This is a genomic window from Mycobacterium angelicum (assembly GCF_002086155.1).
In the GTDB taxonomy this organism is placed as follows: Bacteria; Actinomycetota; Actinomycetes; order Mycobacteriales; family Mycobacteriaceae; genus Mycobacterium; species Mycobacterium angelicum.
In genome coordinates, this window is the sequence record NZ_MVHE01000013.1 from 40479 (window position 1) to 53003 (window position 12525).

Here is a 12525-nt window from a genome sequence, read left to right on the forward strand (position 1 = left end):
GAATCGCGTAGGTGCAGATGGCAAAGATGGTGCGTAATGCCTGGTTGCCGCTGTTGATCGTGGCGGTGCTGGCGATCGGGGGGTTTACCGTGCACCGGGTCAAGTCGTTTTTCGCTGCCGAGAACGCTGACACGTTGACCAGCCCGAAGGTGGACGACTCCAAGCCGTTCAAGCCCAAGGTCGTCAAGTACGAGATCTTCGGCTCGGCGAGCCACGCCAACGTGAACTACCTGGATCTCAGTGCCGAACCGCGGCGCCTCGACAACGCGCCGCTGCCGTGGACGCTGGTCCTCAGCACAACCGCACCGTCAGTGTTCCCGAACATCTCGGCGCAAAGCGACGGCGACTACCTCGGCTGCCGAATCACCGTCGACAACGAAATCAAGGACGAGAAAATTGCCAACGGCGTGCACGCCCTGACCTCCTGCCTGGTGAAATCAGCATGAGCACGACCATCGAAGACACGCGCCCGGACAACCCGGACAGCTCCGCCACCGCTCCCATCCCCAAACACGCAGCGCGCCCGGCGATTCCCCATTTCCTCCGCAAGTTCGCCGTTCCCGTCATCATCGGCTGGATCGCGCTGATCGCGGTGCTCAACGTCGTCGTCCCACAGCTGGACGAAGTCGGGAAGATGCGCTCGGTGTCCATGAGCCCCGACGACGCGCAATCGGTGATCGCGACCAAGCGCGTCGGTGAGGTGTTCAAGGAGTACAAGTCCAACAGCTCAGTGATGATCGTGCTGGAGGGCCAAAACCCGCTCGGCGCCGACGCTCACGCTTTCTACGACCAGATCGTCAAGAAGCTCGAGGCCGACACCCAACACGTCGAGCACGTTCAGGATTTCTGGAGTGACCCCCTTACCGGGGCCGGCGCACAGAGCAACGACGGCAAGGCCGCCTACGTCCAGGTGTATCTCGTCGGAAACATGGGCGAGGCAAAGGCCAACGACTCGGTCGAGGCCGTCCAGCAGATGGTCAAGAGCGTCGCGCCGCCGAATGGGGTCAAGGCCTACGTCACCGGCCCGTCGGCGCTGGAAGCCGATCAGCACATCGCCGGTGACCGTAGCCTGCAGATGATCGAGGGCGCGACCTTCGTCGTGATCATCGCGATGCTGCTGATGGTCTACCGGTCGATCGTCACGGTGCTGCTCACGCTGGCGATGGTGGTGTTCGAACTGGCCGCCGCCCGCGGCTTCGTCGCCTTCCTCGGCTACCACCAGATCATCGGACTCTCCACGTTCGCCACGAACCTATTGGTCACGTTGGCCATCGCGGCCGCAACCGACTACGCGATCTTCCTGATCGGGCGATATCAGGAAGCCAGAGCCGTCGGCGAATCGCGAGAAGACGCCTACTACACCATGTTCCACGGCACGGCCCACGTGGTGCTCGGGTCAGGTATGACCATCGCCGGCGCCACGTTCTGTCTGCACTTCACCAACCTGCCGTACTTCCAGACGCTGGGCATCCCGCTGGCCATCGGCATGGTCGTGGTGGTGCTCGCGGCACTCACGCTTGGTCCGGCGGTCATTTCGGTCGCCTCGCGCTTCCGTCAGACACTCGAGCCCAAGCGCGCGCAGCGAATTCGTGGCTGGCGCAAGATCGGTGCCGCCGTGGTCCGGTGGCCCGGACCCATCCTGGTCATGACGATCGGCATCGCGCTGGTCGGCCTACTCACGCTGCCGGGGTACCGGACCAATTACAACGACCGCAACTACCTGCCCGCCGATCTGCCTGCCAACGCCGGCTACGGGGCCGCGGACCGGCACTTCTCCAAGGCCCGGATGAATCCCGAGCTGCTCATGATCGAAAGTGACCATGATCTGCGGAATTCCGCGGACTTCCTGGTCATCGACAAGATCGCCAAGGCGATCTTCCGGGTGCCCGGAATCAGTCGCGTGCAGGCCATCACCCGGCCCGAGGGCAAGCCCATCGAGCACACGTCGATCCCGTTCCAGATCAGCATGCAGGGCGTCTCCCAGCAGATGACGCAGAAGTATCAAGAAGATCAGATCGCCGACATGCTGAAACAATCCGACGAGATGCAGATAACCATCGACAGCATGGTGCAGATGCAAAGCATCACCCAGCAGATGGCCGACGACATGCACGTGATGGTCGGCAAGATGCACTCGATGACGATTGACGTCGCCGAATTACGCGATCACATGGCCGATTTCGAAGACTTCTTCCGGCCCATCCGGTCCTACTTCTACTGGGAGAAGCACTGCTTCGACATCCCGGTGTGCTGGTCGCTGCGGTCGGTGTTCGACGCCCTCGATGGCATCGACACCATGACCGACGACATCCAGAGCCTGCTGCCCGTCATGGATCACATCGACACGCTCATGCCGAAGATGGTCGCGCTGATGCCCGAGATGATCCAGAACATGAAGAACATGAAAACGATGATGCTGACCATGTATTCGACCCAGAAGGGTCTGCTGGAACAGCAACAGCGTGCGCAGCGCGACTCGTCTGCCATGGGCAAGGCATTCGACGCGTCCCGCAACGACGACTCGTTCTACCTTCCGCCGGAGACATTCGACAACCCCGAGTTCAAGAAGGGGATGAAGAACTTCATCTCCCCCGACGGCCATGCGGTGCGCTTCATCATCAGCCATGACGGCGATCCGATGTCCGCAGAAGGCATTTCGCATATCGACGCGATCAAGAAGGCCACCTACGAGGCACTCAAGGGCACACCCATGGAGGGCTCGAAGATCCTGCTCGGCGGTACCGCGGCCACCTTCAAGGACATGCAGGACGGCAGCAACTACGACCTGTTGATCGCCGGGATCGCGTCAATGTGCCTGATCTTCATCATCATGCTGATCCTTACCCGAAGCGTGGTGGCCTCGGCAGTGATCGTGGGAACCGTATTGCTTTCTCTGGGTGCGTCTTTCGGGCTTTCGGTGCTCATCTGGCAACACCTGATCGGCATCGAACTGCACTGGATGGTCCTGGCGATGTCGGTCATCATCCTGCTGGCCGTCGGTGCCGATTACAACCTGCTGCTGGTGTCCCGGTTCAAAGAGGAGATCCACGCCGGCCTGAACACCGGCATCATCCGGGCCATGGGCGGCACCGGGTCGGTGGTCACCTCGGCGGGGCTCGTGTTCGCCTTCACGATGATGACGATGGCGGTCAGCCAGCTCATCGTGATCGGACAGGTGGGCACCACCATCGGCCTGGGGCTGCTGTTCGACACCCTGATCGTCCGGTCTTTGATGACGCCGTCGATTGCCGCGCTGCTGGGCAAGTGGTTCTGGTGGCCGCAACGCGTGCGGCAACGCCCGGTTGCCTCGCCCTGGCCGAAGCCACGTGAGGTGCCGGCCGAGGAGCAATCACTGACTTCGGTCTAGCCGGCGGCTCAATCGGGGCTCAATTGGAGGCTCAATTGCGGCGTCCGAAGCCGGACAGGAATGTCCCCAAGTTGTATACGCCCGAGTTGCCGAAGCCGGCGGTGAAGAAGCCCGAATTGAACAGGAACCCAGAGTTCAAAAAGCCCGAACTCGACCCGCTTCCGTTCAAGTAACCCGAGGACGGTGCCGAATTACGCACACCGGAAGCGTCGGCACCCGCATTCTGGAAACCCGAGCTGTCGTTGCCCGCATTGAAGAAGCCGGAACTACCCGTACCGCTGTTGAAGAACCCGGAGCTGACACCGGGCCCCGTGCCGGTGCTGCCGACGGTGGTGTTGAGATCTCCTGAGTTCCAGAACCCGGTGTTGGTGTCGCCTGAGTTGCCGGAGCCGCTGTTGAGGTTGCCCGCGTTGTTACTGCCCCAGTTGTGACTGCCGGCGTTGAAGCTACCGGTATTACCGGTACCTGAATTAAACGAGCCTGTGTTGCCTTCGCCGGAGTTACCGAAGCCGGTGTCCGCGGTGGCTGAGTTAAAAAATCCGGTGCTCGATGCGCCTGAGTTGCCGAAACCGGTGTTGACGCCGCCCGAGTTGAATAGTCCCCAGTTCTTGGCACCCGCGTTCAGGATGCCGGTGTTATTTTCACCGGAATTGAAGAAGCCCGCGTTTCCGGTGCCCGAGCTGAATAGGCCGGCATTCCCGGACCCCGAATTCAGGCCCCCGAAGCCGATCTGGTTGTCTCCGGTGAGTCCGATGCCTATGTTGCCATTGCCCGTGTTCCACAAGCCGAAGTTGTTGTTGCCGCTGTTCGCGATGCCTCGGTTGGCGCTGCCGCTGTTTGCCAACCCGATGTTGTCTTTGCCGCTGTTTGTAGCGCCGATGTTGCCAGCGCCCAGGTTGGCGATACCGAAATTTGCACTACCCAGGTTTGCGGGGCCGAAGTTTCCGTTGCCCTGGTTCGCTATGCCGACGTTTTGACTGCCGTTGTTTCCGCTGCCGAGGTTATGGCTGCCACTATTCCCGCTCCCGACGTTGGAACTGCCGTTGTTTCCGCTGCCCAGGTTTGTGTTCCCGAGGTTTCCGTTGCCGAAGTTAGCCAGTCCGTTGTTACCGTTGCCCAGGTTGAGGTTTCCCTTGTTGCCGATCCCGAACTGAATGGCGGGCAGGTTCTGCAACGACTGCCATGGCGACAACTGCGCCGCCGCCGCCGAGGCGCGGCTGTAGTAGCTGACCATCGCGGTGACATCCTGTGCCCACATCTGCTCATACACTGATTCAGCAGCCGCAATCGCAGGGGCGTTGAGGCCCAATACATTTGACCGTATCAACGACACCAGCTGGGACCGGTTGAGCGTCACCCAAGCGGGATGCACCGTAGCCGCCCGCGCGGCCGCGAACGCCGTCGCCGTCGCTCGGGCATATCCAGCGGCAGTCTCGGCCTGGGCGGCCGCCACGGCCAGCCAGCCCGCATAGGGCGACGCGGCGGCCCTCATGGCCGCCGCGGCCCGCCCCTGCCAAGCCGCATCCAACAGTCCGGCGGTCACCGCGCGGAATGAGTCGGCAGCAGTGCCCAACTCGGCGGCCAGCCCCTCCCAGGCCGCTGCCGCCGCCCACATCGGCTCGGGCCCCGCACCGAGAAACATTCGGGCCGAGTTCAATTCGGGCGGCAAAACCGGAAATTCCATAGTCAACTCTTCTGCAACGAAAGCTCGCCGTGATCCGCGTGATCACTGGTTGCCAATCGAGCCGCGCAGCATCACAGACCCTAGAACATTCCGGCCTACGCCAACGCGATTCCGCGAAGATCAATGTCGCGACGCCTTCACCGAATGTCGTTTCAATTCATGACGTCGAACACCGCCGCGGCCGAGGTGATGGCCTTGTCCGAGTTTCCTTCGTCGTGCAGGAGCATGCGCACACCGATGCGCCCGGGGCCACCCGCGTACGCCTGCCCCGTCACGCGGAAGGGGCCCACCTTGCCGCGCGACATGAACATCACATGCCAGCTGGTGACCTGGACCATGTTGGTCTGGGCGATGTCGGCGGCGAGTTCGGTCGCCGCGGTCTCGAGGACGACATGTTGAGGTCCGATGTGCAGTGCGGCGTCCGGCGAGGCGAATTCGGCGCTCAGCGCGGGCAGCACCCAATGGCCGTCGTCGCGCCGGGTCGCACCGAACGCCTGCCACAGCGGCGGCAGGTCCGCAGAGTCTTCGATAACCAGCTCCGTGCCCGAAACATCCATCCGGTCAAGGCCTTCCGGTGGCGTGCCGATGATCGCGCCCTGCCCCTCGTTGAACGCGATGACCCGGTCGGGGTTGTCGGCGTCGACGATCTTGCACCGCCCGTAGCCCATCGTCCGTCCCTGGTGCACAACACCGGAACCGACGATCTGGATCCTGCTGACGTCGTGGCCGGGATCGATGATCTGAACCGATGCGACGACCGGGTTGGGCACTGCCACGAGGTCGGTCTGGCATCCCTCTGGTGATGAGATGGCCAGCGGCGCAACCATTATGCCGCCGGCCGCGTTGCGCATGTCGCGGCGGATGGTGACGGTGTCATCGGTTTCACCGAGGTCCATCGACGAGTGCTTGCGGCCGATATAGCGGTAGCTCAGCAAACCGGTCCAGCGCCGGAACAGTTCGTCCCGGTAAGCGTCGGCGTCACCGGACAATTCCCGGATGTCTCGCAACTCGTTCACTTGTCGGCCGCCTTTCCCGGTCTGGACTACCTAGGACGTGTTCAGTGCTATCGCGGCGCGGATGGGCGCCGTCAGCGCCTTCTCATCGATCTTGCGTGTCTCGCCATGTCCTCACCAAGGATAGTTAGTTTACAAATACTGGCCGAAGTGTCACGCTCTGACGATGGGACGCACCGATCGCGCACAGGCGGTGTTCGCCTTCTGCCGGTATTGCCTGGCCTCGTGCGGTATTGAGGTCAGCGTCGAAGCCAATCGGGTGCGCAAGATGTGGCCGACAAGCAGAATCCGCAGCGGGAGCATGGTCACTTCGCGGCCGCGTTGCTCACCCCCGACAAGCGGGTGCACGTCGCGCCGCCCCAACTCGTCGGCGCCCCCGAATCGCTCGCCGCGCCACCTCGTGGTGCTCCCCTGGTTACCCGTTCCAGCTGGGTAACCGTCGCAACCGGCATTCGATGGACCCCGGCGGCGAGGGCAATGTCATGCTGATCCATCCCGACGATGCGGCCAGGCACGGCTGGGGCTCGCGAATCCTCGCCCCGCACAAGGGATCTGCGCCACAGTCCGTTGGGGTGAACCGCAACCTGCTCGTCGACGCCGAACCGGTGGACCCGCTGTCGCAGACACCCACGACGAGTTCGACCTACGTCGCCGTCGCACGAGCCGGACACTAGCGGTCAGATGCTGCGTATCGCCGAATGCAGCGCCCCACCCAGGGAGCGGTGCGCATCGGGAAGTCGCCGGCGGCGAATCATGTGCACCACCACGAGCACCGATACCGCAGCGGCATAGATGCACCACAGTGATGCGAATGCATGGATGTAGACGACGGCAACCACCACGAGACCAACCAGATTCAGTATTCCGAAGGCCACGATGGAGGGATAGCCCGACAGCAGGGCGGGTCCGATGACAGCGATGATGTACAGAACCGCCCACACGACGCCGTACTGCACCGAGTGCTGATATTCCAGCGCATGGGGATGCACGACGACTTTGACCGGCCGACAGAGAACGACGTAGCCCAGATAGGCCGATACAACCCCGCCGAGAACCACAAACGGTGCCACCCGCAGTCGCAGGCCATGGGGTTCAAGCAGCAATACCGACAGTGGCACCAGGGTGGGCAACAGCGACATAGCGATGAAGAGATACGCCCGCACCGCCAGGTGAATGGCGAAGGCGTCGCTGGTCGCCGACGGCCATACCGCGGCCTCGATGAATTGGTGGACCGCGAACACCGCGGGCAGCAGCGCGAAAGGTAGCTCGCGCGAGTGTCTCACCTCTCGCAGTGCCGCCACGGCGAACGGCACCAGTGCGGCACCGACCACCAGATCAGCAGTCCTGGAAAAGCACACCCCGAGTGTGTTCCCGCGCCCCAGCACCACAAACCACTACCACCGCGAGAAGTGGTCGCACGTTGAGATCACTCGTCACAGCACGACGTGACCGCCAGCCGGCAGGCACACGACGCGCGTATCGGCACGTCGGCGCGCGCGGCGGCCAAGGCCAGTTGCTGGCCGATGATTGCGGCTTCGCCGGCACGGCCGAGCCGCTGCAGACATTCGTGATAGCCGTGCAGGCTCCACACATTTCCCGGGTGCTGACAAGACCGGGCGAGTGTGGGGTCCAGGCCCAAGTCGGCGGCATACACCGCGGCCGCCTCCTCGACGCGGCCCTGTTCGAGCAACAGCGCTCCGTAGGCGTGACGGGTGGGCTGCATCCAGCCCCAGGGCTCGTCGTAAGGCAGTGCGTCGTCGAGCTCGACGGCGCGCCTCAAATGCGCGAAAGCTTGGTCGAAATGGCTTTCCCGATAAGCGATTTCGCCGTCGATCATGGCGGCGGCCACCGCGAGGATATCGCGACTGGTGTTGTTGAACAGGTACCGCGAGTGCGGGATGCGCTCGTAGGATTCGGCAAATGCGGCGCGTTCGGCATGTGCCCGCTCGAGTTGGCCGGTGGCCGCCAACGCCACCGCTCGCCCGTAGTGCATGGTCGCCGCGGTGCTGCAGTACAACTCCGGGTCGCGCGGCAGGGGCTGCGCGATCAGCTCGTCCCACCGCCCGAAGCGCACCAGCACGTGGGTGCGCAGCGGCACGAAGGCCTCGAGCCAGTCGGCCATCGGTGGAGACCCGATGGACAGCAGCTCGGGAGTCAGTTGAGCGGCGAGCTCGTCTGCGGCCCGCAAGGCGATCTGCGATTGTCCTTCGAACATCGCCGAGTACACGATGAAGTGTAGATCGTGCGCACGGTACAGCGAGTAGAAGTTCAACGGCCCCTCGCGACGGAGGAAGTGCCGATCCGCTTGCACCGCAGCCTGGTTGGCGACCACCGAGCTGCGGTAATCGCCACACAGCACGTCGATGTGGCTGGGCATGTGCTGCAGATGGCCGGCGTCGGGCACCAGGCCGCGCAGCAGGTCCGCCGCCGGTAGTGCGACCTCCGGAGTCGCCGACATCTCCATGGTGTGCAGGTACAGATGCAGGATCCCCGGATGTTCGCGGCCCGCCGGCCCGGCGAGCGCTGCATCGAGGATCCGCTTGGCCTCCAGCACCCGGGAGCCTGCGGCGGGCCGGCCGGTGGTGTTGTCCCACAGCGCCCATGCCGTCACATTGACCAGCGCGTCGGCGGCCAGCGCTTGCACGTCGACATCGTGCGGATGGGCCGCGGCCAGCGCCGTCATCGCGTCGGCATAGCCGGCGAGGCCTGCCTGCAGGGCACTGCTGTCGTCGGGATCGTCGGTGGGAAAGCGTGCCTGCAGCGCGACGATGAGACCGCGTTCGACCGCGCTGGCCCGGCCGCGGGCGGCCAGCTGCAGTTCGCTGCGGGCGCGGGCCAGCGAGGAGCCCAAGTCCACCGGGTCGAACGCCTCCCACGCCTTGTTGTAGTTGGGCCCGATCGCGTAGGCGATCCCCCACCGCGCGATCGCCAGATCCGAGTCGAGCTCCAGGGCTCGCTCGAAGCAGCGGATGGCCTCCTCATGGTTGAACGCGTAGGCCCAGACCAGCCCGCGGTCGAACCAGACTTGTGCTGGCGCAGAGGGGGTTTCGACCGGGCGGTGATAGGAGCCGAGGTCGAAATACTGGTCGTCGGCGGTCATGTCCGCAGCCGCAGACGCTCGACGATAACGGCTCGTGCCGCGCGGCCTTCCGGGATGGGCATCAGCGGGTAAACGTGCAACAAGCCCGCCCGTTCGTGGTAGTCGACCGCCACACCCGCGGCGGTGGCTTTCTGCACCAGCGACCGAGCATCGGGGTTAAGGATGTCGCGGGTGCCGCTGAAGACGGTCAACGGTCCCAGACCGGCCAGATCGCCGGCGAGTGGACTGCATCGCACATCATCGACGGGCAAGTCGCCGCGCCACCGCTCGGCCATCACCAGCAAAGCCGCACGGCCCAACCAGGGATCGTTCGGCTCGATCGACTCGATCAGCGGGTCGCTCAGCGACAGGTCGAGCACCGGTGAGATCAGCACCGTTTGAGGTAGCACGATCCCGTGGTCACCGCGCAGCAGCAATGCCACCGACAGGGCGAGTTGGCCACCGGCCGAGTCACCCGCCAGGCACACGCTGACGCCGGATGCCACGGCTTGAGCAACCAACTCGACAATTACCGGCACCACATCAGCGGCAGTGGCGAACGGAATCAGCGGATAGATCGGCACGACCACCCGCGCCTGTGCCCCGGCCGCTATCTGGGCAGCCAATTGCCAATGCTGCGAGGTGATTTCATTGACCCACGCGCCGCCGTGCAAGTAGAAGACAGTGCGCTCGGGTGTTGCGGTTGTGGGCGCAATCGTGTAGATCGGCCAACCGGATTGCCGCTGGACAACCACCCGCACATCGGCGGGTAGGCGAGGCGGCCCGTACGGCAGCGGCCGCAACGCACGCTGCTCGATGTGGTCTCGGGCGCTTTGAGCATCGACATAGGGACGCGTCCTGCCGGTGAATCGAAGCACGGCCGGCAGCATCCGGCTCGCCCAACTGGTCAACGGTGCATCCCTTCAGATCAGCGACGGGTCGCCCGGATCGGATGGGTCGAACCGCACCCGCAGCAAAGACCGACTCGCCCAGTAGGCCCGTCGGTGAAGCCGAGATCGTCGGCAACCACGTCGATGCGCATCATGACCCTCTCTGGCCTACCGCTCCCGGCAGCGGCTTCCACTCCCCCGACACCGACGACGTCCAGCGCGGCGCGCGGCGTTGCAGAAAGGCGTCGACACCCTCGCGAGCATCGGCGCTACCCATCACCCGATGATGCAGCTGCGTTTCCAGGTCAGCGACCCGGCGCGGCGGATAGCCGTTGATCATGGTGTCCCACAGCAGGCGCTTGCTCAGCGCGGCCGACATCGGCGCGACGTTCACGGCGATGTCGTGTGCCACTGCCATCGCGTGGTCGAATACCTCGGCGGCGGGCAGCGAGCGGGTGGCGATTTTGATGGCGGCCGCCTCGGCGCCGTCGAAGCTGCGTCCGGTCAGCAGGAGATCGGCCGCGACGGCGCCGCCCACCAGATGCGGCAGCGTCCAATGTGACATGCAGTCGGGTATGACGCCCCGGCGAACTTGTGCGACAGCGTATTTCGCGTCGGTGGCCATGATGCGGATGTCGGCTTGCAATGCGATGGTCAAGCCGATGCCGATGGCGTGCCCGTTGACCGCCGCGATGACCGGGGTGCGCAGCTCGAACGCCGCCGGATCGGTCGGTGCGGCGGTGAAGTCGCCGGAAGCAGCGTCGAAAGGTATTGTCTGCGTGGCGAAATCGGCTCCGGCGCAAAAGGCGTCCCCGGCGCCGGTGAGGACGATCGCGCGCACCGCGTCGTCGTCGTCGCACCGCCGGTATGCCCGATTGAGCAGCGCGCCCATCTCCGCGGTGTAGGCATTGCGCCGCTCGGGGCGGTTGAGGGTAAGCACCGCGACGCCGTCGGCGATCTCGACGGTGAGATCAGCGCTCATCTCGGCAAAGATACCCACCCTGCGGTTCGGGCGATTCGACGCCCTAGGCGCTATCGTGTCGCAACGGTCCTTTAGCGCCGGCACAGCGCAGGGACCGGAAGGAGGGACATGAGAACCATCGAGGCCGATTACCTGGTAGTCGGTGCCGGAGCCATGGGTATGGCGTTCACCGACACGCTGATCAGCGAATCCGACGCCCGGGTGGTCATCGTCGACCGCGCATGTCAACCGGGTGGACATTGGACCACTGCCTACCCGTTTGTACGGCTGCACCAGCCGTCGGCGTACTACGGGGTGAACTCAAGAGCGTTGGGCAACAACACCATTGACAGCGTGGGCTGGAATCAGGGACTCAACGAGCTGGCGCCGGTCGGCGAGGTGTGCTCCTATTTCGATGCCGTGATGCAGCAACAGTTTCTGCCGACCGGACGGGTCGAGTACTTTCCGATGAGCGAGTATCTCGGAGACGGCCGCTTCCGGACGCTGGCGGGCACCGAATACGGCGTCACCGTAAAGCAGCGGATCGTGGATGCTACCTATTTGCGTGCCATCGTGCCTTCGATGCGGCCCGCGCCGTACTCCGTGGCGCCTGGCGTCGACTGCATCGCCCCCAACGAATTGCCGAAGTTCGCCGCGCGGGACCGCTACGTCGTCATCGGGGCCGGCAAAACCGGGATGGACGTCTGTCTGTGGTTGCTGCGCCACGAGATCGATCCCGACAAACTGACCTGGATCATGCCGCGTGATTCGTGGCTGATCGACCGGGCCACGCTGCAACCCGGGCCGATGTTCATCAAGCAATTCCGGGACAGCTACGGCGCCACCCTGGAGGCGATCGACGCCGCGACATCGGCCGACGACCTGCTTGACCGGTTGGAGACGGCCGGCACCCTGATCCGGCTCGACCCCTCGATTCGCCCGCGCATGTACCGGTGTGCCACGGTGTCGCAACCCGAGTTGCACCAGTTGCGCCGTATCCGCGACATCGTCCGGATGGGCCACGTACAACGCGTCGAGCCGGCCACCATCGTCCTGGACGACGGGTCGGTTCCGGCCTCACCGTCGGCCCTCTACATCGACTGCACCGCCGACGGCGCCCCGCAACGTCCGGCCACACCGGTATTCGACGCAGACTCCATCACCCTGCAGGCGGTGCGCGGATGCCAGCAGGTGTTCAGCGCCGCCTTCACCGCGCATGTGGAATTTTCCTACGACGATGACGCGGTGAAAAACGAGCTCTGCACACCGATTCCCCATCCGGATCGCGACCTGGACTGGTTGCGCCTGACGCAGTCCGACCTTCGCAATTTCCATCGCTGGCTGGACGACCCCGAACTGACCGATTGGCTCAGCTCGGCCCGGCTCAATCTGCTCGCTGAGTTGCTGCCGCCGTTGTCGCACAAGCCGCGAGTACGTGAGCGGGTGGTCTCGATGTTTCAGTCGAAGCTGCATACCGCCAGCGAACGGCTGGAGGGCCTACTCAGCGCGGCGATGGCCGGACAGCGATGAG

The 12525-nt window shown here is 64.2% G+C and carries 10 protein-coding genes; 4 read left to right on the top strand and 6 right to left on the bottom strand.

Features of this window, described 5'->3' with window-relative positions; translation table 11 throughout:
* The first annotated feature begins 17 nt into the window (after positions 1-17).
* Together BST12_RS11340 and BST12_RS11345 are read left to right on the top strand one after the other, a co-directional pair.
* The gene (locus BST12_RS11340; RefSeq protein ID WP_211281259.1) at positions 18-446 is read left to right on the top strand and encodes an MmpS family transport accessory protein; all 429 of its coding nucleotides are present in this window, start codon (positions 18-20) and stop codon (positions 444-446) included.
* Complete coding sequence (locus BST12_RS11345) at positions 443-3367, top strand: MMPL/RND family transporter (RefSeq protein ID WP_083113218.1); 2925 nt, start codon at positions 443-445, stop codon at positions 3365-3367. Before BST12_RS11340 ends, BST12_RS11345 begins: the two co-directional genes overlap by 4 nt.
* Before the next feature lie 31 nt (positions 3368-3398).
* Here BST12_RS11345 and BST12_RS11350 read toward each other — a convergent pair whose 3' ends face one another.
* Both BST12_RS11350 and BST12_RS11355 read right to left on the bottom strand, forming a co-directional pair.
* On the bottom strand, positions 3399-5051 hold the full coding sequence (locus BST12_RS11350) for a PPE family protein (RefSeq protein WP_083113219.1): 1653 nt from the start codon (positions 5049-5051) through the stop codon (positions 3399-3401).
* Between the two features lie 152 nt (positions 5052-5203).
* A complete protein-coding gene (locus BST12_RS11355) occupies positions 5204-6067 on the bottom strand; it encodes a hypothetical protein (protein WP_083113220.1) in 864 nt (287 codons plus the stop codon).
* Between the two features lie 452 nt (positions 6068-6519).
* Here BST12_RS11355 and BST12_RS34625 point away from each other — a divergent pair, with 452 nt between their 5' ends.
* On the top strand, positions 6520-6738 hold the full coding sequence (locus BST12_RS34625) for a hypothetical protein (RefSeq protein WP_083113222.1): 219 nt from the start codon (positions 6520-6522) through the stop codon (positions 6736-6738).
* Positions 6739-6741: 3 nt separating this feature from the next.
* On the opposite strand, the gene BST12_RS11370 is transcribed toward BST12_RS34625, so the two are convergent.
* From BST12_RS11370 to BST12_RS11385, 4 genes are all read right to left on the bottom strand, one after another.
* The gene (locus tag BST12_RS11370) at positions 6742-7422 is read right to left on the bottom strand and encodes a DUF6629 family protein (RefSeq protein ID WP_083113223.1); all 681 of its coding nucleotides are present in this window, start codon (positions 7420-7422) and stop codon (positions 6742-6744) included.
* Positions 7423-7490: 68 nt separating this feature from the next.
* The gene (locus tag BST12_RS11375; protein WP_083113224.1) at positions 7491-9164 is read right to left on the bottom strand and encodes a tetratricopeptide repeat protein; all 1674 of its coding nucleotides are present in this window, start codon (positions 9162-9164) and stop codon (positions 7491-7493) included.
* Positions 9161-10054: an alpha/beta hydrolase fold domain-containing protein gene (locus tag BST12_RS11380; protein ID WP_211281258.1), complete on the bottom strand. Its 894-nt coding sequence runs from the start codon at positions 10052-10054 to the stop codon at positions 9161-9163. The genes BST12_RS11375 and BST12_RS11380 overlap by 4 nt, the downstream gene beginning before the upstream one ends.
* 130 nt (positions 10055-10184) lie before the next feature.
* Positions 10185-11015 (bottom strand): enoyl-CoA hydratase/isomerase family protein, encoded by an 831-nt coding sequence (locus BST12_RS11385; protein ID WP_083113307.1) that lies wholly within the window; start codon positions 11013-11015, stop codon positions 10185-10187.
* A gap of 108 nt (positions 11016-11123) precedes the next feature.
* Here BST12_RS11385 and BST12_RS11390 point away from each other — a divergent pair, with 108 nt between their 5' ends.
* The gene (locus BST12_RS11390) at positions 11124-12524 is read left to right on the top strand and encodes an NAD(P)-binding protein (protein ID WP_083113226.1); all 1401 of its coding nucleotides are present in this window, start codon (positions 11124-11126) and stop codon (positions 12522-12524) included.
* Position 12525: the final 1 nt, after the last annotated feature.